The organism is Rhizobium cerradonense (assembly GCF_030182455.1).
GTDB lineage: Bacteria > Pseudomonadota > Alphaproteobacteria > Rhizobiales > Rhizobiaceae > Rhizobium.
This window is the reverse complement of the sequence record NZ_JAQJCK010000001.1, coordinates 583,533-607,696: the sequence shown is the minus strand read 5'-3', so window position 1 is coordinate 607,696 and position 24,164 is coordinate 583,533. Positions and strand designations below refer to the sequence as shown.

Here is a 24,164-nt window from a genome sequence, read left to right as displayed (position 1 = left end):
CAAAGCCGCCTGATACTAGAACCCCAGCCAGACGCGAACAGGATTGGTCGGGTCGGCCAGGAGCTTGATGGCGAAGGCGATGCAGACGACGACCAGCAGCGGCTTGATCAGCCTTGCGCCGATGCGCATGGCGAGTCGTGAGCCGGCCTGAGCGCCAAGGAACTGGCCGAGACCCATGGTGAGGCCGACCTTCCATAGGATGACGCCGGAGAAGATGAAGACGATCAAGCTGCCGAGGTTCGAGCCGAAATTCAAAAGCTTCGTATGAGCCGTCGCTTTCAGCATGCCGAAGCCGACGAGCGTGACGAAGGCGAGCATGAAGAACGAGCCGGTACCAGGTCCGAAGGCGCCGTCATAGAAGCCGATCAGCGGCACGAAGGTGAACCCGAAGAGCGTTGCGCTCATGCGGCCGTGTTTTTCGATATCGTTGAGATTGGGCTTGAAGGCGAAATAAAGCGCGATGGCGATCAACAGGAACGGCAAGATGATGCGCAGGACATCGCCGGGCATGATCGTCGCCAGCGCAGCGCCCAGCATGCCACCGATGACAGCCATCAGGGCCATCGGCAATTGCGTGCGAAGCCGCACATGGCCCTGGCGGGCATAGGCAATAGTCGCCGAGGCGGCACCAAAGATTGATTGCACCTTGTTGGTGCCGAGCGTCTGCAATGGCGGAATGCCGGCAAGCAGCATGGCTGGTACGGTGATAAGTCCGCCCCCGCCGGCAATGGAGTCGACAAAACCGGCAAAGAAGGAAGCGGCGAAGAGCAGAAGCAGCAGGTGAAGGGTGATGTCTTGCAAGGGCGGGGAACTCGACGGCGTGAAGTTGAGACGTCTTCTGGCACTGCAAACACATTAGGGCAATTGCTGTAGGGACACACCGGGCGAAATTGACGGGCAGGGGGGTGGACACGAACGCGCGACAAAGGAGACTATGCCCAATCATAACCGCCGTCGCTGAGGCCCCATGACGACTCTTGATCCTTTCACCCCCCGCTACATCCTCGGTCTCGGCTGCGAGCGCGGTACGGACTGGAACGATGTGCGCCTGCTTGCCGAACGGGCCGTGCGGGAGGGTGGGATAGAAGTCGCGGAGGTCCTTGCGGTCGCCTCCATCGATACGCGAAGCAACGAGCCCGCAATCGTAGAAACGGCCGCTCATCTTCAATTGCCGCTGCATTTTTTCGACGCGGCCACCCTGGAGCGCGAGACGCCTCGTCTGAAGAACCCGTCCGAACTCGTCTTTGCGCGTGTGGGCTGCCACGGTGTCGCCGAGGCGGCCGCACTGGCGGCGGCCGGACCCGTTGCGGAGCTTGTTCTTCCGAAAATCAAATCCGATTTTGCTACCGCCGCAATTGCGAAAATCGGCTGAATTTTCGGCTGATTGGCATCGATTTGCCGCAATCTGTGGCGAATTCGCACGAGATTGTATCCGATATTGCAGAAATGGCGTCTGCGGCTATGGTGAGGCATTTCGCTGAGCACGGCTCTCGTGCGCCCCGGTGATTTCGGAGCATGATCCCCAAAAACTGCGGCGCAGCCTTTGGACAAGATCAAGCTGGTCAAAAGGATAACAAGGAAAAATCATGCACAAGGTCATTTACGACACGGACCCTGGCGTCGACGACGCCATGGCGCTTCTCTTCCTGCATCGCCATCCGGATATCGATCTTCTCGGCGTCACCACCGTGTTCGGCAATGCTTCCGTCGACACGACGACGCGCAACGCGCTGTTTCTGAAGCGCGAATGGAACATTCCGTGCCCGGTCGCCCGCGGCGCCAGCGTCACGTTCGATCCGTCGCGAAAGGAGCGGGATTGGCCTACCTTCGTGCATGGGCATAATGGTCTCGGCGATATCGAAGTGCCTGAAACGATCGATCTGGCGACCGATCCGCGTCCGGCGCATCAATTCATCATCGATACAGTCCGCGCCAATCCGGGCGAGGTGACCCTTGTCGCAGTCGGCCGAATGACCAATCTGGCGATGGCCCTGAAGCATGATCCGGAGATCGCCAAGCTGGTGAAAGACGTCGTCATCATGGGCGGCAATTTCTATGTTCCGGGCAACGTCACGCCGGTGGCGGAAGCCAATATTCACGGTGACCCGGAAGCCGCCGATGCCGTCATGACCGCAGCCTGGAAGGTCGTAGTCGTCGGCCTCGACGTGACCGCGATCACGACGATGAGCCGCAGCTATCTCGCCGACATGGCAAAGGCGGGGGGGCCGTCCGTGCAGTTGCTGGCCGACCTGTCTCAATCCTATATCGATTTCTACAGCCATGCGGTCGACGACGGCATGATGGTGCATGATAGCTGCGCCTGCGTCTATGTCGTGGCGCCGGAGCTGTTCGATACGATCGAAGGTTCTGTACGTGTCGTCTGCGGCGGCATTGCCGACGGCCAGACGATCGTCAAACCGAACGGGCGCCATTTTCCGCCGAACGAATGGGACAATCTGCCGAGCCAGATCGTTTGCACCGGCATCCGTTCACAAGCGGTGATCGATCTGATCCGCGATGTGATTCTCGGCAAGTGAACCGCTGAGGACAGAGGGAGAGGACGGCTGCGCTGCCCTCTCCGAAAGCGTCTTATTCGCAAGATTTTTTATTTTATAATATTATCAGATCGTTGTGCCGACGCCCTGGCAGTTCGAGTCGGAGATTTCAAGCGATACGTTGGCTTCTTTCCGGTGTCTTCGTCGTCTTGGGAAAAGCGAATAGCGCAGCATCGCCGCTGCTGAGACCCGATTTATCCTATCATTCCACGAGGGAAATGAGAGTCGAGCCGGAGCGGCCTTATCCCATTCTCAAGATTGCAATTTTGCCCATCCGGGCATAGGACAGGTGGGATGAACGATACCGCATTTTCCAATCTGCCGGCGCTGGAGCCGGGCTCCGTCTGGCTTGTTGGCGCCGGGCCGGGTGATCCAGGGCTTTTGACCCTGCTGGCGGCCAAGGGACTGGCGGAAGCCGATATCATCGTCCATGACGCGCTCGTCAACGAGGACTGCCTGAAACTCGCCCATCCCGGTGCGATACTGGAATATGCGGGCAAGCGCGGAGGCAAGCCGTCTGCCAAGCAGCGGGACATTTCCCTGCGTCTTGTCGAGCTGGCCCGTGCGGGCAAGCGCGTGTTGCGGCTGAAGGGCGGCGATCCCTTTGTATTCGGGCGCGGTGGCGAAGAAGCGCTGATGCTGGTCGAACACGGGATCCCGTTTCGCATCGTGCCGGGTATTACCGCCGGCATCGGCGGTCTCGCCTATGCTGGCATTCCCGTTACCCACCGCGACGTCAATCATGCCGTCACCTTCCTGACTGGCCACGATTCCTCCGGCGTCGTCCCGGACGGGATCAATTGGGAAGCGATCGGCAAGGGCTCGCCCGTTATCGTCATGTATATGGCGATGAAGCATATTGCGCAGATCAGCGCCAATCTCATTGCCGCTGGCCGTTTGGCCGACGAGCCGGTCGCCTTCGTCTGCAATGCCGCGACGCCGGCGCAGCAAGTGCTGGAAACGACGCTCGGGCAAGCCGAAGCCGATGTCGCCGCATCCGGCCTGGAGCCGCCGGCAATCGTCGTGGTCGGCAATGTGGTCAAGCTGCGGCCTTGCCTCGACTGGCTGGGCGCTCTATCCGGCCGCAAGCTCCTGCCGGAGACGGAGGTGCGGGCGGGAACCGGTCATAAGGTGCCGGCATGAGCGGCTTGCTGATCGCCGCGCCGGCTTCGGGCTCGGGCAAGACCACGGTCACGCTCGGCCTCCTGCGAGCGCTGCGGAAAAGGGGGATTGCGGTGGCCCCAGGCAAAGCCGGTCCCGACTATATCGACCCTGCCTTCCTCGCCGCTGCTAGCGGTTCGCCCTGCCTCAACTTCGATCCCTGGGCCATGCGCCGCGAATTGATTTCAGCCAATTCGGCGCTTCATCGTGGCGGCGGGCGGATGCTGGTCATCGAAGCGATGATGGGATTGTTCGACGGGGCGGCGGATGGTTCGGGCACGCCGGCCGATCTCGCCGCTTTCCTTGGACTCTCCGTCGTGTTCGTGGTCGACGCCTCGCGGATGTCGCAGTCGATTGCTGCGCTCGTCAGCGGCTTTGCCAATTTTCGCGCCGATGTCCGTATCGCCGGCGTCGTCCTTAACCGCGTCGGCAGCGACCGGCATGAAGCGATGCTGCGCCGGGCCTTGGAAACCGTGCGCATTCCCGTGGCCGCCGTCATTCGCGGCGACAAGGGACTGACGTTGCCGGAGCGGCATCTCGGGCTGGTGCAGGCGGGAGAACATGCAGGCCTGGAGGCGTTCATCGAGCACGCGGCGGATACGGTCTCCAAGGCATGCGATTTCGGGCTGCTGCTGCGCGCCGCACACCAGAATCTCGTTCGGCCATCGGCCGCCAACATTGCCCGGCTGATGCCGTTTGGGCAGCGCATCGCCGTGGCGCGGGATATCGCTTTTGCCTTCTGCTACGAGCATATGCTGCTCGGCTGGCGCCGGCGCGGGGCGGAGATTTCGTTTTTCTCGCCGCTTGCCGATGAAGCGCCGGCTGATGATGCCGACGCCATCTATTTGCCCGGCGGCTATCCGGAATTGCATGCGGGCAGGCTCGCGACCGCATCCCGCTTTCAAGGGGCAATGAAGGCAGCCGCAGCGCGGGGTGCGCGAATCTATGGCGAATGCGGTGGCTACATGGTGCTTGGCGAAGGATTGGTGGATGCTACCGGCATGCGTCATGAAATGCTCGGGCTGCTGCCTGTCGTCACCAGCTATGAAAAGCGCCAGCGGCATCTCGGCTACCGGCGCGTGGTGCCGCTTGACGGTTCTTTCTTCGACCGACCGATGACGGCGCATGAATTCCATTATTCGACCATTGTCTCGGAAGGTACGGCGGATCGGCTGTTCGCTGTCAAAGACGCGCTGGGGGACGATCTTGGTACGGCCGGGCTGCAGCGCGGCAATGTCGCCGGTTCCTATATGCACCTGATCGATCTTGCCGGTGACGCCGCATGACGAACAGGATCGTACACGGCGGCGGCATCACTGCGGCGGCTCGTCTTTACGGCGGGCAACCGGAGGACTGGCTCGACCTATCGACCGGCATCAACCCCAATCCTGTTGCCTTGCCGGAAATTTCCGTTTCGGCCTGGCATCGGCTGCCGGATCAGCATCTGGTGGAACAGGCGAGGGCGGCGGCGAGAGTCTATTATCGCAGCGGGGATATCCTGCCGTTGCCTGTCCCAGGTACGCAGTCGGTGATTCAGCTACTGCCGCGACTTGCATCGGCAAGCGGTGTGGCCATCCTGTCGCCAACTTATGGGGAATATGCCCGCGCCTTTGCGCTGGCGGGTCTGCCCGTCTGCAAGATTACGGGGATCGATGATCTCACTCCCGAACAGAAGCTGGTCATCGTCGTCAATCCCAACAATCCGGATGGCCGAACTCTGTCCGTCGACCGGCTACGGGAATTGCACGACCGGCTGCAGCCGCGCGGCGGCATGCTGGTGGTCGACGAAGCATTTGGGGACATGGAGCCGGAAAGCAGCCTGGCGCCTTATGCTTCCTCCATGCCGAATCTCATCATTTTCCGTTCCTTCGGCAAATTCTTCGGGTTGGCTGGTCTGCGCCTCGGTTTCGTTATCGCGCAATCCTCGATCCTGGAGCGTTTCGAGGATTGGCTCGGCCCGTGGGCCGTTTCCGGACCGGCGCTTTCATTGGCCGCCTCGTTGATGACCGGTGACACAACCTCCATCCGCAACCGCATTCTCGATCGCAGATCGGCGCTGGATGCGGTCCTTCGCCAAGCCAGGCTTCAGGTCGCCGGCGGCACGGGGCTGTTCGCGCTGGTTGCCGATGATCGCGCGAGCGACATATATACGCATCTCTGCCGCCATCATATTCTTGTCCGCAAGTTCGACTATGCGCCGAATTGGCTGCGCTTTGGTCTTGCCCCAGACGAGGTGACCGATCGCAGGCTTGCCGGGGCGCTCGAGGCTTATTCGATATGACGATCGACGAACATCTGCTCATCCTCGTTCTGGCATTGCTGTTGGACCGCCTCATCGGCGATCCGGACTGGCTATGGCAGCGCATGCCGCATCCCGTCGTGCTGTTCGGCAAGGCGATTTCCTTTTTCGACGGTCATTTCAACATCAAGGGCCTGCCTGGTCTGGTGCGACGCCGCAATGGCGTGATGTCGATTGTCGCGCTGCTTTTCGGCGCGGTCATAGCCGGCCTCGCCGTGCACGGGCTGCTCGCCTTCTTCGGCTGGCTCGGCATCCTGGCCGAAGCAGGCCTTGTGGCGATCTTCCTGGCACAGAAGAGCCTGGCCGATCATGTCGGCGAGGTATCGAAGGCGTTGCGCAGCGAGGGGCTCGACGGTGGACGCCGCGCCGTATCGCGCATTGTCGGTCGTGATCCCGAAACGCTGGACGAACCCGGCGTTTGCCGCGCCGCGATCGAGAGCCTTGCCGAGAATTTTTCCGACGGCGTGGTGGCGCCGGCGCTCTGGTATGCCGTGTTCGGCCTGCCGGGCCTGTTTCTCTACAAGATGCTGAATACGGCCGATTCGATGATCGGCCATAAATCCGAGACCTATATCGATTTCGGCTGGGCTGCGGCCCGGCTGGACGACATCGCCAACTGGCCGGCCGCGCGGCTGTCGATCCTGTTCATTGCCGCCGGCGCGCTCGCCAAGAAGGGGATTTCGGCACTCGGCAATACGATCCGCGTGGCGGTTCGCGATGGCGGGCTGCACCGCTCGCCGAATTCCGGCCGGCCGGAGGCGGCGATGGCAGGCGCCTTGGATATCCAGCTTGCCGGGCCGCGCGTCTACGGCGGCGAGGTCGTTCGCGAGCCGATGATCAACGGTTCCGGCCGCGATATCGCCACCGTCAGCGATGTCGACAGCGGCATCTCGATCTTCTATTCGGCATGCACGATGCTGACGCTTATCGCCTTCGCGGCATTCCTGTTGTTGTTGTGATTGGCCACGCTTGCGTTAACGAATTGGTCACTATCTGTATTAATTTAGTATAATCAGAGAGCTGGTAGTTATTCCCTCCATCGGAATTGTTTCGAAAAGAAGCAAACGGTGGAGGGGCGAAATGAAGCGAATAACGGCGGCCGCTGCCGCATGTCTATGCATGCAGTTTCATGTTACAACAGCGCAGGCTGGAACTGTTCTCGCCAGTGTTGATCTTCGGTCGCAGACGATGACCGTTTCCGAAGACGGCGTTTTCAAGTATCGCTGGAAAGTATCAACGGCCCGCAGAGGTTATGTAACCCCTACCGGCTCCTATACTGCGAAGTGGTTGTCGCGCGATCATCGCTCGAAGAAATACGACAATGCGCCGATGCCCTATGCGGTCTTCTTCAACGGCGGCTACGCGGTGCACGGCACCTATGAGCTGAAGCATCTCGGCCGGCCGGCATCGCATGGCTGCGTTCGTCTGGAACCGCGAAACGCCGCGACCTTCTTCTCGATGGCATCGCAGGTGGGGCTGAGCAACACGCGCATTATCATCAACCAGTGACCACGGTTTGCTCATTGCACCAGCGATCTGGCTGGGATTGCAACTAATTTGCTTGGCTTTGCCACTAAGCCGCAATGCTGCCGTATCTTGCTCGCATGCCGGCCGCTGTTCCGGCAATTGCGCACCGGAAGTATCTTTGCTGTTTAGGCAACAGTGCTTCGCCAAATTACCGGGGTCTCGGGTGGAAACCATTGGCTTTTGGAATGGATTTCCCTATGAGGAGGGTTGAATTATCATTTCAAGAGGTATGGGCGTGACTGCTACATTCGACAAAGTTGCCGACATCATCGCTGAGACAAGCGAAATCGACCGTGAAACGATCACGCCAGAGAGCCACACGATCGACGACCTCGGCATCGACAGCCTCGACTTCCTGGACATCGTCTTCGCCATCGACAAGGAATTCGGCATCAAGATTCCGCTGGAACAGTGGACGCAGGAAGTCAACGAGGGCAAGGTTTCGACCGAGGAATATTTCGTCCTCAAGAACCTCTGTGCCAAGATCGACGAATTGCGCGCCGCCAAGGGCTGAGCAACGTCCTTGCTTTTTTTGACGCCCAGCCGCCCTTGAAATATGGCGGCCGGGCGGTTTCATTCTTAACTATCGTATCCTGCCCGGGCCAAACCGCGTCACCGGGTCGGATCGGAGGCGTTAATGCTGCTGGAATATTTCCAGATGATTGACCGGGTCGAGTCGGTCGATCTCACCAAGGGCCTTTTGAAGGCGCATTCGGTCGTTCCGGCCAAGAGCCCCGTTTTCGAAGGTCACTTTCCGGGCATGCCGCTCGTTCCCGGCGTCCTTCTGATCGAGACCATGGCGCAGGCGTCGGGCATGCTGGTGCTCGCGGCAACGAAATTCGCCTATATGCCGTTCCTGATGTCGGTCGACGGCGCCAAGATGCGTACCTTCGTCGAGCCAGAAGCAAAGCTCGACATCGAGGCGGAACTGGAGCATGACGGCTCGGGCTTTGCGGTGACAAAGGCGCGGATCACGATTGCCGGCAAGAAGATCTGCGATGCGCAGTTGAAGCTGCGCACCATGCCGTTTAATGAGGTGCCGCTCGCCGATATCGTGCGCAAGCGGGCAGGCGAGGTCGGGCTTCTCGACGCTATCGCCGCTAATGGCTGACGTTTCCGGCTTGCATGGCGCCGCATTCTAAGAGGATTGATGAATGAGCAAGGCTCAGAATGATGTGGTGATCACGGGTATCGGCATCGTCACCTGTCAGGGTGTCGGCAAGGATGCGCATGTCGCCCTGCTGACATCGGACAAGGTGCCGCCGACCATCGTCGAGACCGAGAAATTCAAACCCTATCCCGTGCATCCGCTGCCGGAGATCGACTGGTCGCAACAGATCCCAAAGCGTGGTGATCAGCGCCAGATGGAAAACTGGCAGCGCATCGGCGTTTTCACTGCCGGCCTGGCGCTGGATGATGCCGGCTTCAAGGACGATCTGGACGCTTGCGGCAGCATGGACATGATCGTTGCGGCCGGCGGCGGCGAGCGCGACATCAATGTCGATACATTGATCGTCAACGAAGGTCTGAAGCGCAACGACCGCGAATTGCTTCTGAACGAGAAGCTGACGACCGAGCTGCGTCCGACGCTGTTCCTCGCCCAGCTTTCCAATCTGCTCGCTGGCAATATCTCCATCGTCCACAAGGTCACGGGTTCGTCGCGTACCTTCATGGGCGAGGAAGCTTCGGGCATCTCGGCCATCGAAACTGCTTTCCATCGCATCAGGTCGGGCGAATCGAGCCATGCATTGGTCGGCGGTGCGTTTTCGGCCGAGCGTCAGGACATGATACTGCTGATCGAATCAGTGAACGCGCATGCGATCGGCGACTGGCATCCGCTTTGGTCCCGCAAGCCTGAAGATGGCGGCGGTATGATCATGGGTTCGCTCAGCGCTTTCCTCGTGCTCGAATCGCGCGCCCATGCCGAAGGCCGTGGCGCGCGCATCTACGCAACCATCGACGCCATCGAAGGCGATCGCGGCAGCCGCGATAGCGGCAAGTTCGAGGCCCGGTTGGAGCACTTGCTCGCGCCCGCCAAGGACGCGCAAGGCGACAGCACGGTCGTCTTCTGCGGCACGACTGCGATCCCAGATCTCGCGACGCGCGAGAAGGCCGTTCTGGAAGCGCAGTTGCCCGGATCGGCCATTCGGGGCTATGCCGGCGTTTCCGGCCACGGCCTTGAAAGCCAGTTTCCGCTTGGGCTCGCCTTTGCCGCTCTGGCGGTCGCCAACAAGGCCAAAGTACCGCCTTTCGATGCCACGCATGAAAAGCCGATGACTGCCGGCGCGCAGAAAGCGGTCGTCACGACCGTTGGGCATGTGCGCGGTGAAGGCGTCGCCGTACTTTCCGCCGAAGCGTGAGGAGTTAGGATCATGACCGCATCCGCCTACAAGGATCATCTCGGCCGCCCGATCGTCGCCGTTACCGGCATGGGCATCATCACGTCACTCGGCCAGGGGCTGCAGGACAATTGGAACGCGCTTTCCTCGGGCACGTCCGGCATCCACGGGATCACCCGCTTCCCGACCGACGGCCTTTCGACGCGCATTGCCGGCACCGTGGATTTCATCGATATTCCGGTACCGAACGCGGTCGAGCGCTCCTATGCCTTTGCTCGCGAGACCACGATCGAGGCGCTCGCCCAGGCAGGCATTTCGGGTGATTTCAACGCGCCGCTTTTCCTCGCCGCACCGCCGATCGAGCCGGAATGGAGCGCACGCTTCGAGCTGGCCGACCGCTCGCCGCCGGCCGATCATCCGGCCGATGCCTATGAGCGCTTCCTCGCGGCAATGCGTGAGCGTCCCGATCCGGCTTTCCACGAGGCAGCCCTGTTCGGCGCCATTTCAGAGCGTCTTGCCGACCGTTTCGGTACACGCGGCCTGCCGGTGACGCTGTCGACGGCCTGTGCATCGGGCGTTACCGCGATCCAGCTCGGCATCGAGGCAATCCGCCAGGGTCGCACCACGCGGGCGCTGACAGTCGCGACGGATGGTTCGCTCAGTGCCGAAGCGCTGATCCGCTTTTCGCTGCTTTCGGCATTGTCGACGCAGAATGACCCGCCGACCAAGGCGTCCAAGCCGTTCAGCAAGGACCGCGACGGCTTCGTTATCGCGGAAGGTGCCGCAACGCTTGTGTTGGAATCGCTGGAATCTGCTATTGCCCGCGGCGCAAAGATCCTTGGCATCATGAAGGGCGCCGGCGACAAGGCGGATTCCTTCCATCGCACCCGCTCGTCGCCGGACGGCGGCCCGGCGATCGCGACGATCCGCGCTGCTCTTGCCGATGCGGGAATGGCTGAAACCGATATCGGCTATATCAACGCGCACGGCACGTCGACGCCGGAAAACGACAAGATGGAGTACGGATCCATGTCCGCCGTCTTCGGCGAGCGGCTTCCGTCCATTCCGGTCTCGTCGAACAAGTCGATGATCGGCCATACGTTGACGGCCGCCGGCGCGGTCGAAGCGGTGTTCTCGCTGCAGACCATGCTGACCGGCACGCTGCCGCCGACCATCAATTACAACAATCCCGATCCGTCGATCATTCTCGACGTCGTGCCGAACAAGAAGCGCGAAAAGCAGGTGGGCGCCATTCTTTCGAACTCCTTCGGGTTCGGCGGACAGAACGCCAGCCTTGTCATGGCGCTTGAACCGGCTTAATCGGACCTTTGAACAAAAAGACGTTACTGCGCCCGAGAGGCGGGGGATTTTGCCATGCGCGCTTTGCAATTGATCGACGACCGCAAACTTGAGATCACCGATCTACCGGAGCCTGAAGCTCCGGGCGCGGGTGAGGTTACCCTGCGCGTGAAGGCAGTCGCCCTCAACCATATCGACGTATGGGGCTGGCGTGGGATGGCGTTTGCCAAGCGCAAGATGCCGCTGGTGATCGGCGCGGAAGCGGCCGGTGTCGTCGAGGCGATCGGACCGGGTGTTGCCAACGTACTGCCCGGCCAGCTCGTATCGATCTACGGTGCCCGCACCTGCGGTCTCTGCCGCCACTGCCGCGAAGGCCGCGACAATCTCTGCGAACATGTCGGCGGCGTGCATGGCTTCCATCTCGATGGCTTCGCGCAGGAGAAGGTCAACCTGCCGGCGCGCCTGCTGGTTCCGGCGCCTCCCGGTGTCGATGCGATTGGCGCTGCTTTAGCACCCGTTACCTTCGGCACGGTCGAGCATATGCTGTTCGACAATGCCAAGCTGGAGCCCGGCGAGACGATCCTTGTCCACGCCGGCGGCTCCGGCATCGGCACGGCGGCAATCCAGCTTGCCAAGAAGATCGGCTGCACTGTCATCACCACCGTCGGTTCCGACGACAAGATCGAGAAGGCCAAGGCGCTCGGCGCCGATCACGTCATCAACTATCGCACCGACCGTTTTGAAGGCGTGGTGCGCAAGCTGACGAAGAAGAAGGGCGTCGACGTCGTCTTCGAACATGTCGGCAAAGATACCTGGGCCGGCTCGATGCTGTGTATGAAGCGTGGCGGGCGTCTCGTCACCTGCGGCTCGACCTCGGGCGTCTCCACCGACATGAACCTGATGATGCTGTTCCAGCAGCAGCTAAAGCTGCTCGGCTCCTTCGGCTGCCGGATGGAGAACATGGCGAACGCCATGCAGAAGATGGCGCGTGGGCTGGTATATCCGGTCATCGACACTGAAGTGAGCTTTGGCGATATCGACCGGGCGCTGGAGCGGATGGAATCGCGCCAGATCTTCGGCAAGATCATCCTCAAGATGGATTGAGCGGCGTGAAGCTCGTCCTCACCCGGATCGTGCTTGCCGTCAGGCATTTCCGCCAATGGCTGATTGCGCAGATCATCTTCGGCTTCCTAAATTTCCTGAAGCTGTTCCCCGCCGATGGCGGCATCAACTTCGCCGACTGGCTGACCCGGAAAATCGGGCCGCATACGAGCCGCCACAAGCTGATGCTGACCAATCTGCGCAACGCTTTTCCTGAGAAGAGCGAGGCGGAGATCGCGGAGATTGCCTTGGCGAGCTGGGGCAATATGGGGCGGCTGGCGGCGGAGTATGTCTTCCTCGATCGGCTGTTTGATTTCGATCCGTTTAGCGAGAAGCCGGGCCGCGTCGAGGTATCCGGCATTCCGATCTTCCTCGACCTCAGGGACAATCCGCGGCCGTTCATCGTCTTTACAGGACATACGGCAAATTTCGAATTGCTGCCGGTTGCAGGCGCTGCCTTCGGGCTGAAGGTCACCGTGCTCTTCCGTCCGCCGAACAATCCCTATGTGGCAGAGAAGGTTTTCGATTTTCGCGCCAAGCGCATGGGCAATCTCGTACCCTCGCATGCGGGATCGTCTTTCACCTTGGCCAGGCAATTGGAAGCCGGCGGCGGGGTTGGCGTTCTGGTCGATCAGAAGTTCCGAAAGGGACTGAAGACGCTGTTCTTCGGTCGCGACGTCAAAACCAATCCGCTGCTGCCGAAGCTGGTTCGTCAGTTTAATTGCGAAGTTTATCCGGCTCGTTGCATCCGGCTGCCCGATAATCGCTATCGACTGGAGATCGAACCGAGACTGGAGATGCCGCGCGATGCTCGCGGCAATCTGGATCTGCCTGCGACGGCGCAGCTTCTGAACGACAAGGTAGAGAGCTGGGTGAGGGAATATCCCGAGCAATGGCTGTGGTATCACGACCGCTGGAATATCAAAAAGACTCTTTTCTAAGTAATTACTTAAATAAAACAATTCGTAGCAGAATGAACCATCTTAAGCCTTCTTAGGCTCAAAATTAGACCTTCGGTAAGTCCTGCCTTTCGAAAAATTCGCCTTTACCGAGAACTTCATTTCACCCGGATTGAATGTGAGGGTAAGTCATGTTATTGCATTTGCAAGAAAGCTTGGTGAGATAGCGGGCGCCAGGCTGAATATCCTTGTTTATGGTAGCGTCGGGAATGAGGCCCGAAGCTGAACCATGGGCAAGGACAGGAGGGCAATTTGCTGGCACTCTTTCATGCCTTCTCCATGAAATGCACCCAGATTCAAAGGGCAATCAAGCTGGGTGACGATGAACTTGTCGGTTCGCTCGATCGCGAGTTGGAGCCGCTCGTTACAGCGATCCTGGCTTATAAAGCCACCAGCCTTCTCGAAATGTATATGCAATTGCAATTTATGAGCAATCTCATCCGCGAGGAATCGGATGACCGCTCACGAGTAATGCGCAATTCCGCGTCGCTATCGTCACTGATCGATCGCTATTTCGGCGGCGCCAGTGAGGCCGCGGCGGAGGTGCTGATGGCATTTTCCACAGGAAAGAACCAGCACGAAGCCGAGGTCGCCGGGTTCGACGAGGACAATGTTCTGAACGACGTTATCCTCGATAGCCTGCCGGATCGTGTCGCGGTGATTACGCGCGACTATCGCTATCTCTATAGCAACGCGGCCAATTCCGAATTTCTGGGGTCTAAGCCGATCGAGCTGGTCGGCCGGCATATTGCAGAATTCACCGGTTCCGAATTGTTTGAAAGCACCTTCAAGACCAAGCTGGATGCCTGCTTTGCCGGCGAGACAGTCGATTGCCTCTATCCGGCCTATCGTCCGAAGGAGGCCAACAAGACCTTGCATTGCCGAATGACGCCGCTACGCGCCACCAAGTCGAGAGGCGAAGTAATCGGCGCGCTGGTGGTGGTGCATGAAGTCAGCGTCGTTCCGGCGAACATGCTGGTGGCCTGATCGGCCGTTTTGGTTCCAAACGATAATCTTTCGATAACGCCCGCATTGTGCGGGCGTAATTCGTTTGTCTTTTCCCTACCATCGTCGAAAGCCGTGACAGCGAGCAAATGGCTCGCTCTCTTCGTCGATCTATTGCCGCTTCAGGAAAGGCAGGTCTTCAGGGAATTGGCGATGCTGCGCATCAGGTCGAAATAGAGATCCGGTCCTTGCGTCAGCGTCGCCGCTTCCGGATCGAGCACGCCCGATTTGGCGGATGTGCCCTCGATGACGACATTGACCAGCTTTGGTTCGAATTGCGGCTCGGCGAAGACGCAGGTTGCGCCGAGATCGGCGACCTTGCCGTGGATTTCCGCCACCCGCTCCGCGCCGGGGATGCTTTCCGGGCTGACCGTGATCGAGCCCGCGACATGCACACCGTAGCGGCGCTCGAAATATTGATAGGCATCGTGGAAGACGATGAAGGGCTTGTTCTTTACCGGCGCGATGGTCGAGGCGATTTCCGAGTCGAGCGCGTCCAGCTTGTCGTCCAGCGCTTTCTGGTTCGCCTCGTAGGTTAGCGCATTGGCGGGATCGGCCGCGACCAATGTCGTGGTGATCTCGGCCGTCATTGCCTTGGCATTGTGCGGATCGAGCCAGAGATGCGTATCGAACGCGCCGTGATCGTGTGTATCACCTGCGTCCGCAGCCGGTTCGTCGCCGTCGTCATCCGCTTCGAAAGCGCCGCCCTGGCGGAATTTCAGTTTGGTGATGCCAGGCGCCTTATCGAGTTCGACCACGAGGGCGTTCGAGCCGAGCGCCGAGAGCGGCTTTTCCAGGAAAGCCTCCATGCCGGGACCGACCCAGAAAACCACTTTGGCGCCTTCCAGCGCCCGCGCATTCGAAGGCTTCAGCGCATAGGTGTGCGGCGAGGCCGCGCCTTCCACGATCAAGTCCGGTGTGCCGACGCCTTGCATGATCGCGGCGACGAGGGAATGAACCGGCTTGATCGATACCACCACTTCCGGCGGATCGCCCGCGAATGCCGGGGCGGCGAAGAGCCCAGAGATTAATAAGGAACCGGCGAGGGGGAGAAGGGTCTTTGGCAGGATCATGCGATATTGCCCTTGAATGGGTTCTGTTATGTTATTACATCAATTGCGTTATGCTATAACGTGTGCGATAGCAGGACGCAACAGCGCAAATGGAAATTTCATGCTTTCTTCCGTGGACAATAAGAGCCGGCCCCTCGTGTCGCTCCATGATGTCGGCGTCCGCCGTGGTGGCCGTTGGCTGGTGCGCGGCGTCGATTTTTCGGTGAGCCGGGGCGAAATCGTCACCCTGATCGGCCCGAACGGTTCCGGCAAATCCACCAGTGCCAAGACCGCCATCGGCGTGTTGAAGCCGGATGAGGGCAGCGTCGATCGCATCGCCGGGCTCAAGGTCGGTTATGTCCCGCAGAAACTTGCCATCGACTGGACGCTTCCGCTGAGCGTACATCGTTTGATGACATTGACCGGACCCTTGCCGGAAGCGGAGTTGAAGGCGGCTTTGGAGGCGGTGGGCATCGCCCATCTCGCCAAGGCTGAGGTGCAGCATCTCTCCGGCGGTGAATTCCAGCGGGCCTTGCTGGCGCGTGCGATTGCCCGCAAGCCGGACCTACTGGTGCTGGACGAGCCGGTACAAGGCGTCGATTTCAGTGGCGAGATTGCGCTTTACGATCTCATCAAATCGATCCGCAATTCTGAAGGTTGCGGCATTCTGTTGATCTCACATGATCTGCACGTCGTCATGGCCGCGACGGACACCGTTGTTTGCCTCAATGGCCACGTCTGCTGCCGCGGTACGCCGCAGGCGGTGACCCAGAGCCCGGAATATGTCAGGCTGTTCGGCACGCGAGCCGCGCAATCGCTGGCGATCTACAGCCATCATCACGACCATACGCATCTGCCTGACGGCCGTGTGCAGCATGCCGACGGTTCGATCACCGATGATTGCCGTGCCGATGACGGTCATCACGGTCATGGCCATCACGATCATCACGACCATGATCATGCCCACCACGATCATGATCATAATGCCGCAGGGGAACGCCATGTTTGACGATTTCTTCCTGCGTGCCCTTATCGCGGGCGTCGGGCTGGCACTGACCACCGGTCCGCTCGGCTGCTTCATCATCTGGCGGCGCATGGCCTATTTCGGCGATACGATCTCACATTCGGCATTGCTCGGCGTGGCGCTGTCATTGCTCTTCCAGCTCAATCTGACGCTCTCCGTTTTCGCTGTCGCTGCGGCCGTTTCGATCCTGCTCCTGTTCCTGCAGCGCCGTCAGGCGCTGTCGGCGGACGCCTTGCTCGGCATTCTGTCGCATGCAACGCTGGCGATCGGCCTGGTGATCGTCGCTTTCATGAGCTGGGTAAGAATCGACCTCATTGCTTTCCTGTTCGGCGACATTCTTGCCGTCAATCGTTCGGATATTGCCCTGATCTGGGGCGGCGGCATTCTGGTGCTGGCGGCCATTGCCTGGCTTTGGCGGCCGCTGCTCGCCTCCACCGTCAATCCGGAGCTGGCCGAGGCGGAGGGACTGCAGCCGGAGCGGGCGAAGCTGTTTTTCATGCTGCTGATGGCCGTCGTTATCGCCATTGCCATGAAGATCGTCGGCATCCTGCTGATCACCGCGCTGCTGATCATCCCGGCCGCCACGGCACGCCGCTTTGCCGCGACGCCGGAGATGATGGCCGTCTTTGCTTCGCTGGTCGGCGCTATTGCTGTCGTCGGCGGATTGTTCGGCTCGCTGCGTTACGATACGCCTTCCGGCCCGTCGATCGTGGTGGCGGCGCTCGTTCTGTTTATCATCAGTCTGCTGCCCCTTGCCCGCAGGGCCGGCGCGCCGGCGGCGCAACAGGGAGGACAGGGATCATGACCACTCCGATACTGACCAAGAACCAGTCGCTCGTTTTCGATGTCCTGACCAAGGCGGAGGCGCCCCTCAGCGCCTATACCATTCTCGACAAGCTGCGTGACCATGGTTTCCGCGCACCGCTGCAGGTCTACCGGGCGCTGGACAAGCTCTTGGAATATGGCGTCGTCCATCGTCTCGAGAGCATTAACTCCTTCGTTGCCTGTGCCCATCCGGATGAGAATTGCCATAGCCACGGCCTCGTCGCCTTCGCCATCTGCGAAAGCTGCGGCCAGGTGATCGAATTCCACGATCATGAAGTGGATCACCGGCTGATGGACTGGCTGAAATCGCAGAAGTTCAAGGCCGAGAAGTCAACCATCGAAATCCGCGGTCATTGCGCGAGCTGTGCCGCTTGAATGTCGGCGTGGCGCGATTCTAAAGCCGCGCGCACTTTTGAAAAATGCCGCCTAATCCAGCCTCTTGAGGTCGCGGGCAAAACGCTGCCAATTGGCAACATAGTTGCGGGCTGAACGGCGCAGGCCTTCGATGGCAGCTTCGTCCAGTGTGCGGATCGCCTTGGCGGGAGCGCCGACGATCAACGAGCCGTCCGGAAATTCCTTGCCCTCTGTCACCAGCGCGTTGGCGCCGACCAGACAATTCTTGCCGATCTTTGCGCCGTTCAACACGGTCGCGCCCATGCCGATCAGCGAATTGTCGCCGATGGTGCAGCCGTGGATGATGGCATGGTGGCCGATCGTGCAGCCTTCACCCATCGTGGTCGGGAAGGCAGGATCGGTATGCACCATCGCCCCTTCCTGAATATTGGTGCCTTTGCCGACGACAATTGGCTCATTGTCGCCGCGCAGGACCGCGCCAAACCAGATACCGACATCCTCGCCGATCTCCACCTTGCCGATCACACTTGCGTCGGGCGCGATCCAATATCGGCCGGGATCTGGCGTCTTCGGCACCAAGCCGGAAAGGGCATAGAGCGGCATCTCGCTTCTCCTCGATCAAATGACGTTCAGCACCAGCGTCGCGACGCCATCGACGGCGCAGGTGATCCTGTCCCCGCGCGCCACCGGTCCGACGCCGGCCGGCGTGCCGGTCATGATGACATCCCCAGGCGCCAGCGTGAACTGCTTCGAGAGCTCGGCGATGATTTCCGGTACCTTCCAGATCATCTGCGAGAGGTCACCCCTCTGCGCCGACTCGCCGTTGCGCATCAGCCAGATGCCACCCTTGTCGGGATGACCAACCTTAGTTGCCGGGGCGAGAGGGGAAATGGGGGCGGAGTGTTCGAAGGCCTTGCCGACTTCCCAAGGGCGGCCGAGCTTCTTGGCTTCGCCCTGCCGGTCGCGGCGGGTGAAATCGATGCCGACGGCATAGCCGTAGATGCAGTCTAGCGCTCTCTCGGCCGGAATGTCGGCGCCGCCGCTTTTCAGCGCGATCACCAGCTCGACCTCATGATGCACATCCGACGACAGCGGCGGATAGGGGAAATCGCCTGATGGTAACAGATTGTCCGGGTTCTTCTGGAAGAAGAAGGGCGGTTCGCGGCTGGGGTCGTGGCCCATCTCAATCGCATGGTCGGCATAGTTGCGGCCGACGCAATAGACGCGGCGCACGGGGAAGAATGCGGTTTCGCCTTCGATCGGCAATAGGACGGGTGCGGGCAGGGGAATGACGGTGGCAAATTGTTCGGTCATGACAATCTCTTCGCAAAATTCGTCTGCTGCCAGAAGAACGCTGTCTTCCGACTCCAGTGTCAGCCTAGCATCAATGGAGCGGAGGGGAAAACCGACCAATGGAAACGTTTTGGTGTAAAGCGTGGGCGGAGGCGTTTTCCCTGCTCCGGACGATGTCGGATATCCGCCGTAAGCCTTAGATTCGCTCATCTGTGCAGATAAAGGGAACTATGGCATAACTAGGCCATGGCTATAAATGTCTTGGGGGTCCATACCGATCAGGTCAGGACGGAACAGGCGTCGGGCAATTCGCTTGCAGCCGCCTATTCTGTAGCCGTCTTCTGCTGGGTGCTGTCGTCCGGCGTTTATATCGCCGCAAAATGGGTCTCTCACGAAATGCCGCCCTGGGCGCTCTGCTTCTGGCGCGTGCTGATCGCCTGGGCCATCCTGCTACCGATCGTGCGCGGGCATTTTAGCGCCATGGTTGCGCTTGTGCGGGCTCGTCCACTGGAATTGCTTTGTATTGGCGGCACCGGGCTTGCGATCTGTCAGGGGCTGCTTTTCATCGGCCTCGAACATGCGGATGCCACGACGGCCGGCATCATCATGGCTCTGATCCCCATCCTCACCATGATCCTTGCCCGCCTGATTTTGGGGGAGCCAATGGGAACCTGGCAGGTGACGGGATCGATCATCGCTTTCCTCGGCATCGTGATCATCGTCGTCAAAGGCAGCCCGGCGGCATTGATGCGCCTCGATATCAATCCAGGGGAGTTGTGGATCGTCGCCGGCTCTTTCTGCTTCAGTCTCTACACCGTCCTGCTCCGCCGTGCGAAATTCGATATAGAGCGTCTTCCTCTTTTGGTGCTGCTTCTTGGCGCCGCGGTGCTTACGGCGTTGCCGTTCTATCTCTGGGAGCTTGCGTCCGACGAGCGCTCGACGCTCAACGGCAACGGGCTGATCGCGCTCGCCTATGTGGCGATCCCCGGCGGGGCCATGACCTATTACCTCTTCAATCGGAGCGTCGAGGCGCTGGGTGCGGCCCGGGCCGGCATGATGCTCTACCTCCAGACAATCTTCACCGCCATACTCGCCTACCTGCTTCTCGGCGAGCAGTTGCAGTCCTATCACCTCGAAGGCGCTGCGATCATCGTCGTCGGCCTGCTGCTTGTCACCCTGCTGAAGCCGAGGACCAAAACCGTGGCGGCAAAGCCCTGATGCGCTAGTGGGAGTGGTGCAGGCGGACAGCCTCCATGTTGCAAGCCCGTTTTCCCGCCGAAAATCAGATTTACTCTGTTTTCGGTAGGACGACCGTTTCGCTGCACTCATCCTTTTCGATTATTGCGGCATCGAAAATAATATATATAGTTGCAATAGTAGTAGGAGGAGGCGATGATAGAAAGACCTTACAAATCAGAAGAAGAGCGAGAAAGCGAGCGTCAAAGATACATGGAGTATGCGGCGATGCTGTTGAAGCAGCGTCGTGAGGAATTGGATTTCTTGGATCGGATTCTTGAAAAGGGCGGGAAAGACGAAGCGATGATAGTCCTCGCGAAGCTCTCACCTGGCTTCTTGCCGACCGTTCCTGTCTTGGATCCCGATGGTCGCTTCTTCTTGGCAGGCCCCGGCGGTTTTATTCCGGAACCTTTCTTCGAAAAATGCGCGGACTGTCCACACTATCGCGTAACCGGGTGAGAACGTGCGTACAACGATGGAAGAGATATTTGTTCGCGCTACTTATATCAATCTTGACCCAGCAAAGTCGGACTACGGTCTGGATCTATATTTTGAGCGCTCCGGCACGTCCGCGACGAACGCTGAGGTTGAGGCGCTTCGCTCAGATTACGAGCGCACGCTCAATATTTTGAAGCAACTCAGTGTCACCACGGCTGAATTCAAGCATATCTTGAATCAGCTCCTTGCAGGCGCGCAGGTAGGACTGGTTGGGAAGAACTACAACATACAGGACGGTAGAGGGCAGTTGGATTCGATCCAAAGGCAAATGTTAAAATTCGGCAGAACGAACCGCGATATCTATCTTTGGACGCTGGCGAAGACGGCATTTGTAATTTTTCTGGCGACTCTGGTTCTTTGTGGCCTCCTGTATTTTGTGGTCCCGCGCTATCTTTCCGATCAGGAGATGTTAGCGGCCTATCGTTCTGCGCTGGCGTGGATTGTTCCGATTTGTTTGCTTCATCCAGGCGCGGCCCTTGGGGTGGTCTTTGTCGGGTTTGTAATCAATCGGACGATAACTTTCGAGAAAATCGCACAGTTTGATCCTTATTATTTTTCGCCTCCGCTAAGATTTCTCTATGTAAGCGTCGTGGGTTACGTCCTTTTCGCGGCGCTTTGGTTCAAGCTGGTAATGCTTGGACTGGGTGGATATCTTTTGAACGACGTGAGAACTGAACCTGCGGCTGGTCTTCTTATCGGGCTGGTGTGTGGTGTCAGCGAGGCATTGGTGGTTGAACTGCTGCTAAATCGACTCCGTCCGGTAGAGCGGAGCAATTCGCACCCATAGCCGTCAGGTATTTCGGGTCGGAGTTTGACCGCCGAATCTCCCTTTGTGCAGCTATTTCTTTGATTGTCGCGCTTAATGCGGTTTTGAACTATATAAGGCCCGGAAGGGCTGTTTGCCGGCCTATGCGTAGATGTGGTAGTGCCGATGATGGTGCTACAGATTTCAGTACTGTTGCTATGGTGTCGCGCTGTGGTCCTGAAAGACGGTCGAAAAAGAGTTTAAAGGTATGAAAACAGCCTCCGACGAAAAAGCGAAGGGCGGCGGAGCTTCAAGCACTTCGGGCTATTTTGGCAAGCCCGTTTTCGCCGTCGCACCGATGATCGACTGGACGGATCGGCATTGCCGGTATCTGCATCGGCAGATCAGCCGGCATGCGTTGCTCTATACCGAGATGGTGGTGGCGGATGCGATCATCCATGGGCCGCGCGACCGGCTGCTGGGGCATGATGCATCCGAGCATCCCGTGGCGCTGCAAGTCGGCGGCTCCGATCCGGCCAAGCTTTCGGAAGCGGTGCGGATTGCCGGGGCTTATGATTATGACGAGATCAATCTGAACGTCGGCTGTCCTTCGGATCGCGTGCAGTCCGGTACGTTCGGGGCCTGCCTCATGCTGACGCCGGAGACGGTGGCGGAATGCGTTGTGGCGATGAAGAGGGTTTCCAAGGCGCCCGTGACGGTGAAATGCCGGATCGGTATCGATGAGCAGGAGCCGGAGCTGGCGTTGCCGGAGCTGATCACCCGCGTGCTCGAGGCCGGCGCCGATGCGATCTGGATCCATGCCCGCAAGGCCTGGCTGAAGGGCCTGTCGCCGAAGGAAAACCGCGAGATCCCGCCGCTGGATTACGACATCGTCTACCGGATGAAAGAGCGTTGGCCGGACGTCTTCATCGGCATCAACGGCGGCATCCAGACGCTGGATCAGGCCGAAGCGCATCTTGCCCATGTTGACGGCGTCATGCTCGGCCGCGCCGCCTATCAGAACGCTGCTATCCTCGCCGATGTTGACCACCGCTTCTATGGCGAACCGTCCGTCGAGCCGGATTGGAATGCCCTGCGCGACCGGATGATGGCCTATACGGAGCGCCACATTGCCCATGGCGGCCGCCTGCAGCATGTCGCCCGCCACATGGTCGGTCTTTTCACCGGCCTGCCGGGCTCCCGCCGCTACCGCCAGATTCTCTCCACCGACGCTAACAAGCCGGGGGCGGGGACGGAGGTGATTGCAGCGGCATTTGCAGCGGTGGATTTTGCCGGCGAGGGTGAACGGGTGAGCGCTTAGCGCCTTGGGAATATGCCAACCCGCCCTCGTCCTTCGAGGGTCGCTTATGCTCCCACCTCAGGTGAGGGCTGATCGATTGGGTCTTGCGGCAATTGCAAAGTGATCTTGGGAACAATTACGAAGCCTGCTCTACCCTCATCCTGAGATGCGGAAGCCGTAGGCTGTAGCCTCGAAGGACGAGGGTGCCCGATCTGCCTGCAAACGCAAAAAAACGGCGCGGTTTTCACCGCGCCGTTCGAAACCTTATCCGGCTTCTCAACTAAGACTTAGGAAGCCTTGATGTTGACAGCCTTCGGGCCCTTGCCCATGCGATCCGGCTCGGTGTCGAAGGTGACCTGCTGGCCTTCGCGCAGCGACTGGATGCCAGAAGCCTGAAGAGCGGAGATGTGAACGAAAACGTCCTTAGCGCCGCCGTCCGGGGTGATGAAACCAAAACCCTTGTCCTGGTTGAAGAATTTTACGATGCCCTTGGTGGCCATTGGGATAGTCCTTTTCCCTACAGTCTGATGTCTGCCCGAGCTGCCCCGAGCGGTTTAGCCTTTGCCCTACGCAAAGACCAGTCGAGAAGTCACGTACGGGGAAAGAACGTCTACGCAGAGGATAAACCTCTGTAGGCTGCCTCGCGCAGTCGGCATTGCCAAATCAGTCCAGTCACCGGCATGCAAATGCCCGAGCGGGTGTATGGGTGACAGGATTTGCGACAAAAGGCAAGGGGCAATATTGGGGCGAAGCGGGAATGAGGCCGGATAGGGGGGAGATTTCAAGGGGTTGGGGAGGTGATGCTTATGCCGTTGATGGCCGTTATTGTTTCACTTTGACACTACAATACGGCGAAAATTACCCGTATACCGATCAATGACGTAGCTTCGATGACAACTATTTGCGATGAGTCACTCGAAATGAAATGGCGCGGATTATCGCCGCGCTGGCAAATCCCAAACCCGATAGAGGTTATTGAGCGCATCCGCTGTGCGGCATTCGACGACTGGCAAACCGGATTCCTGGAGAATTTTTGCATATTTGACGCCACTGTCGCGAGTCTTCACGAGAATCCAGTGAATCATTTCCCATTTGATGCTGTCCTGGGCACCTTCGAGATGTCCCGCGCGGTCCGAGCGGTTGATCAGCGTGCGCTTGAGATAGCGGGAAAAGCGTAGCCAGTGATTGGACGTTAGGAGAATGGCGCCGGTAGCACGGGCCAAACGCTGCGGCATCAGGCGCGAGTAGTTGCCTTCCATAACCCACTGCTCTCCCAGAATTGCCGCATCGTGAAGCGCGGCGAACTCTGCTTCGGGGCGCGGCTGCCAATCCGTATAGGGCAGATGATGAAGTTGATCGAGATGGACGGCCGGAAAACCAAGCTTTTTAGCAAGGGCGACCGCCAACGTCGATTTCCCCGCATTGGAAGGGCCAACAACGACAACGCGCTCGCCAAGGGAGTGCAAAGGCAACATGAGGACACCGGTCGGGAAAATTGAGATGACCTCAACTGGCTGGAAAACGATGAGTTGTCAACGACCGGCGGGCTCGGTCCCTCAATGGTAGCATCTTCGCCAATTGCGCCGCAGCTT

Annotated in this window: 27 protein-coding genes; 21 read left to right on the top strand and 6 right to left on the bottom strand. The window is 59.4% G+C overall.

The features are described 5' to 3' along the window. Positions 1–15 precede the first annotated feature (15 nt). Positions 16–801: a TSUP family transporter gene (locus tag PH547_RS02970; RefSeq protein ID WP_104823375.1), complete on the bottom strand. Its 786-nt coding sequence runs from the start codon at positions 799–801 to the stop codon at positions 16–18. 166 nt (positions 802–967) lie between these two features. On the opposite strand from PH547_RS02970, the gene PH547_RS02965 reads away from it, so the two are divergent. The 14 genes from PH547_RS02965 (at position 968) to PH547_RS02900 (ending at position 14,227) form a co-directional block, all read left to right on the top strand. Next, positions 968–1,372 (top strand): cobalamin biosynthesis protein, encoded by a 405-nt coding sequence (locus PH547_RS02965; protein ID WP_283050808.1) that lies wholly within the window; start codon positions 968–970, stop codon positions 1,370–1,372. Positions 1,373–1,586: 214 nt separating this feature from the next. Next, the gene (locus tag PH547_RS02960) at positions 1,587–2,537 is read left to right on the top strand and encodes a nucleoside hydrolase (RefSeq protein ID WP_283050806.1); all 951 of its coding nucleotides are present in this window, start codon (positions 1,587–1,589) and stop codon (positions 2,535–2,537) included. A 312-nt stretch (positions 2,538–2,849) separates the two neighbouring features. Next, on the top strand, positions 2,850–3,698 hold the full coding sequence (cobA, locus tag PH547_RS02955; RefSeq protein ID WP_285167358.1) for a uroporphyrinogen-III C-methyltransferase: 849 nt from the start codon (positions 2,850–2,852) through the stop codon (positions 3,696–3,698). Next, positions 3,695–5,002 (top strand): cobyrinic acid a,c-diamide synthase CobB, encoded by a 1,308-nt coding sequence (locus PH547_RS02950; protein WP_285167357.1) that lies wholly within the window; start codon positions 3,695–3,697, stop codon positions 5,000–5,002. The genes cobA and PH547_RS02950 overlap by 4 nt, the downstream gene beginning before the upstream one ends. Then, positions 4,999–5,997, top strand: a complete 999-nt coding sequence (cobD, locus tag PH547_RS02945) for a threonine-phosphate decarboxylase CobD (protein ID WP_285167356.1) — start codon at positions 4,999–5,001, stop codon at positions 5,995–5,997. Before PH547_RS02950 ends, cobD begins: the two co-directional genes overlap by 4 nt. Then, a complete protein-coding gene (cbiB, locus tag PH547_RS02940; protein WP_285167355.1) occupies positions 5,994–6,974 on the top strand; it encodes an adenosylcobinamide-phosphate synthase CbiB in 981 nt (326 codons plus the stop codon). The genes cobD and cbiB overlap by 4 nt, the downstream gene beginning before the upstream one ends. 121 nt (positions 6,975–7,095) lie before the next feature. Further along, on the top strand, positions 7,096–7,524 hold the full coding sequence (locus PH547_RS02935) for a L,D-transpeptidase (protein WP_104823368.1): 429 nt from the start codon (positions 7,096–7,098) through the stop codon (positions 7,522–7,524). A gap of 247 nt (positions 7,525–7,771) precedes the next feature. Further along, on the top strand, positions 7,772–8,056 hold the full coding sequence (locus PH547_RS02930) for an acyl carrier protein (protein WP_003495848.1): 285 nt from the start codon (positions 7,772–7,774) through the stop codon (positions 8,054–8,056). A gap of 123 nt (positions 8,057–8,179) precedes the next feature. Further along, entirely contained in the window at positions 8,180–8,653 is a 474-nt protein-coding gene (locus PH547_RS02925; RefSeq protein WP_104823367.1) for a 3-hydroxyacyl-ACP dehydratase FabZ family protein, read from the top strand. A 43-nt stretch (positions 8,654–8,696) separates the two neighbouring features. Beyond that, on the top strand, positions 8,697–9,902 hold the full coding sequence (locus tag PH547_RS02920; protein ID WP_104823366.1) for a beta-ketoacyl-ACP synthase: 1,206 nt from the start codon (positions 8,697–8,699) through the stop codon (positions 9,900–9,902). Between the two features lie 12 nt (positions 9,903–9,914). Then, the gene (locus PH547_RS02915) at positions 9,915–11,201 is read left to right on the top strand and encodes a beta-ketoacyl-ACP synthase (protein ID WP_104823365.1); all 1,287 of its coding nucleotides are present in this window, start codon (positions 9,915–9,917) and stop codon (positions 11,199–11,201) included. Positions 11,202–11,255: 54 nt separating this feature from the next. Next, positions 11,256–12,284: a zinc-binding dehydrogenase gene (locus tag PH547_RS02910; protein WP_104823364.1), complete on the top strand. Its 1,029-nt coding sequence runs from the start codon at positions 11,256–11,258 to the stop codon at positions 12,282–12,284. Between the two features lie 5 nt (positions 12,285–12,289). Further along, the gene (locus PH547_RS02905) at positions 12,290–13,222 is read left to right on the top strand and encodes a lipid A biosynthesis lauroyl acyltransferase (RefSeq protein WP_104825121.1); all 933 of its coding nucleotides are present in this window, start codon (positions 12,290–12,292) and stop codon (positions 13,220–13,222) included. 270 nt (positions 13,223–13,492) lie between these two features. Continuing rightward, positions 13,493–14,227: a PAS domain-containing protein gene (locus PH547_RS02900; protein WP_104823363.1), complete on the top strand. Its 735-nt coding sequence runs from the start codon at positions 13,493–13,495 to the stop codon at positions 14,225–14,227. A 140-nt stretch (positions 14,228–14,367) separates the two neighbouring features. Here PH547_RS02900 and PH547_RS02895 read toward each other — a convergent pair whose 3' ends face one another. Then, the gene (locus PH547_RS02895) at positions 14,368–15,318 is read right to left on the bottom strand and encodes a zinc ABC transporter substrate-binding protein (protein WP_285167354.1); all 951 of its coding nucleotides are present in this window, start codon (positions 15,316–15,318) and stop codon (positions 14,368–14,370) included. Between the two features lie 100 nt (positions 15,319–15,418). On the opposite strand from PH547_RS02895, the gene PH547_RS02890 reads away from it, so the two are divergent. Genes PH547_RS02890 through PH547_RS02880 form a run of 3 tightly spaced genes read left to right on the top strand, consistent with a single transcriptional unit; the run spans position 15,419 to position 17,521 of the window. Beyond that, positions 15,419–16,306: an ATP-binding cassette domain-containing protein gene (locus PH547_RS02890; protein ID WP_199773474.1), complete on the top strand. Its 888-nt coding sequence runs from the start codon at positions 15,419–15,421 to the stop codon at positions 16,304–16,306. Continuing rightward, complete coding sequence (gene znuB, locus PH547_RS02885; RefSeq protein ID WP_285167353.1) at positions 16,299–17,126, top strand: zinc ABC transporter permease subunit ZnuB; 828 nt, start codon at positions 16,299–16,301, stop codon at positions 17,124–17,126. Before PH547_RS02890 ends, znuB begins: the two co-directional genes overlap by 8 nt. Then, the gene (locus PH547_RS02880) at positions 17,123–17,521 is read left to right on the top strand and encodes a Fur family transcriptional regulator (protein WP_104823359.1); all 399 of its coding nucleotides are present in this window, start codon (positions 17,123–17,125) and stop codon (positions 17,519–17,521) included. The genes znuB and PH547_RS02880 overlap by 4 nt, the downstream gene beginning before the upstream one ends. A gap of 51 nt (positions 17,522–17,572) precedes the next feature. Here PH547_RS02880 and PH547_RS02875 read toward each other — a convergent pair whose 3' ends face one another. Both PH547_RS02875 and PH547_RS02870 read right to left on the bottom strand, forming a co-directional pair. Then, positions 17,573–18,103 (bottom strand): gamma carbonic anhydrase family protein, encoded by a 531-nt coding sequence (locus PH547_RS02875; RefSeq protein ID WP_285167352.1) that lies wholly within the window; start codon positions 18,101–18,103, stop codon positions 17,573–17,575. A 15-nt stretch (positions 18,104–18,118) separates the two neighbouring features. Beyond that, positions 18,119–18,814 carry a fumarylacetoacetate hydrolase family protein gene (locus PH547_RS02870; RefSeq protein WP_104825120.1) on the bottom strand — a complete coding sequence of 232 codons (696 nt, stop codon included), beginning with the start codon at positions 18,812–18,814 and terminating at the stop codon, positions 18,119–18,121. Positions 18,815–19,039: 225 nt separating this feature from the next. On the opposite strand from PH547_RS02870, the gene PH547_RS02865 reads away from it, so the two are divergent. The 4 genes from PH547_RS02865 (at position 19,040) to dusA (ending at position 22,593) form a co-directional block, all read left to right on the top strand. After that, positions 19,040–20,011 (top strand): DMT family transporter, encoded by a 972-nt coding sequence (locus tag PH547_RS02865; protein WP_285167351.1) that lies wholly within the window; start codon positions 19,040–19,042, stop codon positions 20,009–20,011. A gap of 174 nt (positions 20,012–20,185) precedes the next feature. Continuing rightward, positions 20,186–20,488, top strand: coding sequence for a hypothetical protein (locus PH547_RS02860; RefSeq protein ID WP_285167350.1), 303 nt, complete (start codon positions 20,186–20,188; stop codon positions 20,486–20,488). A gap of 4 nt (positions 20,489–20,492) precedes the next feature. Next, positions 20,493–21,314, top strand: a complete 822-nt coding sequence (locus PH547_RS02855) for a hypothetical protein (RefSeq protein WP_285167349.1) — start codon at positions 20,493–20,495, stop codon at positions 21,312–21,314. Between the two features lie 226 nt (positions 21,315–21,540). Further along, entirely contained in the window at positions 21,541–22,593 is a 1,053-nt protein-coding gene (gene dusA / locus PH547_RS02850) for a tRNA dihydrouridine(20/20a) synthase DusA (RefSeq protein ID WP_285167348.1), read from the top strand. A 266-nt stretch (positions 22,594–22,859) separates the two neighbouring features. Here the strand turns inward: dusA and PH547_RS02845 are convergent, their stop codons facing one another. Both PH547_RS02845 and PH547_RS02840 read right to left on the bottom strand, forming a co-directional pair. Further along, on the bottom strand, positions 22,860–23,072 hold the full coding sequence (locus PH547_RS02845; RefSeq protein WP_028752932.1) for a cold-shock protein: 213 nt from the start codon (positions 23,070–23,072) through the stop codon (positions 22,860–22,862). Positions 23,073–23,507: 435 nt separating this feature from the next. Continuing rightward, positions 23,508–24,047: an AAA family ATPase gene (locus PH547_RS02840; protein ID WP_104823355.1), complete on the bottom strand. Its 540-nt coding sequence runs from the start codon at positions 24,045–24,047 to the stop codon at positions 23,508–23,510. Between the last annotated feature and the right edge of the window lie 117 nt (positions 24,048–24,164).

Coding starts and splice junctions, on each gene's coding strand:
- PH547_RS02840 (WP_104823355.1), bottom strand. CDS start 24,047: ATGTTGCCTTTGCACTCCCTTGGCGAGCGCGTTGTCGTTGTTGGCCCT.
- cobD (WP_285167356.1), top strand. CDS start 4,999: ATGACGAACAGGATCGTACACGGCGGCGGCATCACTGCGGCGGCTCGT.
- dusA (WP_285167348.1), top strand. CDS start 21,541: ATGAAAACAGCCTCCGACGAAAAAGCGAAGGGCGGCGGAGCTTCAAGC.
- PH547_RS02880 (WP_104823359.1), top strand. CDS start 17,123: ATGACCACTCCGATACTGACCAAGAACCAGTCGCTCGTTTTCGATGTC.
- PH547_RS02930 (WP_003495848.1), top strand. CDS start 7,772: ATGGGCGTGACTGCTACATTCGACAAAGTTGCCGACATCATCGCTGAG.
- PH547_RS02845 (WP_028752932.1), bottom strand. CDS start 23,072: ATGGCCACCAAGGGCATCGTAAAATTCTTCAACCAGGACAAGGGTTTT.
- PH547_RS02925 (WP_104823367.1), top strand. CDS start 8,180: ATGCTGCTGGAATATTTCCAGATGATTGACCGGGTCGAGTCGGTCGAT.
- PH547_RS02935 (WP_104823368.1), top strand. CDS start 7,096: ATGAAGCGAATAACGGCGGCCGCTGCCGCATGTCTATGCATGCAGTTT.
- cbiB (WP_285167355.1), top strand. CDS start 5,994: ATGACGATCGACGAACATCTGCTCATCCTCGTTCTGGCATTGCTGTTG.
- PH547_RS02910 (WP_104823364.1), top strand. CDS start 11,256: ATGCGCGCTTTGCAATTGATCGACGACCGCAAACTTGAGATCACCGAT.
- PH547_RS02960 (WP_283050806.1), top strand. CDS start 1,587: ATGCACAAGGTCATTTACGACACGGACCCTGGCGTCGACGACGCCATG.
- PH547_RS02860 (WP_285167350.1), top strand. CDS start 20,186: ATGATAGAAAGACCTTACAAATCAGAAGAAGAGCGAGAAAGCGAGCGT.
- PH547_RS02890 (WP_199773474.1), top strand. CDS start 15,419: ATGCTTTCTTCCGTGGACAATAAGAGCCGGCCCCTCGTGTCGCTCCAT.
- PH547_RS02875 (WP_285167352.1), bottom strand. CDS start 18,103: ATGCCGCTCTATGCCCTTTCCGGCTTGGTGCCGAAGACGCCAGATCCC.
- PH547_RS02965 (WP_283050808.1), top strand. CDS start 968: ATGACGACTCTTGATCCTTTCACCCCCCGCTACATCCTCGGTCTCGGC.
- PH547_RS02865 (WP_285167351.1), top strand. CDS start 19,040: ATGGCTATAAATGTCTTGGGGGTCCATACCGATCAGGTCAGGACGGAA.
- cobA (WP_285167358.1), top strand. CDS start 2,850: ATGAACGATACCGCATTTTCCAATCTGCCGGCGCTGGAGCCGGGCTCC.
- PH547_RS02870 (WP_104825120.1), bottom strand. CDS start 18,814: ATGACCGAACAATTTGCCACCGTCATTCCCCTGCCCGCACCCGTCCTA.
- PH547_RS02895 (WP_285167354.1), bottom strand. CDS start 15,318: ATGATCCTGCCAAAGACCCTTCTCCCCCTCGCCGGTTCCTTATTAATC.
- PH547_RS02950 (WP_285167357.1), top strand. CDS start 3,695: ATGAGCGGCTTGCTGATCGCCGCGCCGGCTTCGGGCTCGGGCAAGACC.
- PH547_RS02915 (WP_104823365.1), top strand. CDS start 9,915: ATGACCGCATCCGCCTACAAGGATCATCTCGGCCGCCCGATCGTCGCC.
- znuB (WP_285167353.1), top strand. CDS start 16,299: ATGTTTGACGATTTCTTCCTGCGTGCCCTTATCGCGGGCGTCGGGCTG.
- PH547_RS02920 (WP_104823366.1), top strand. CDS start 8,697: ATGAGCAAGGCTCAGAATGATGTGGTGATCACGGGTATCGGCATCGTC.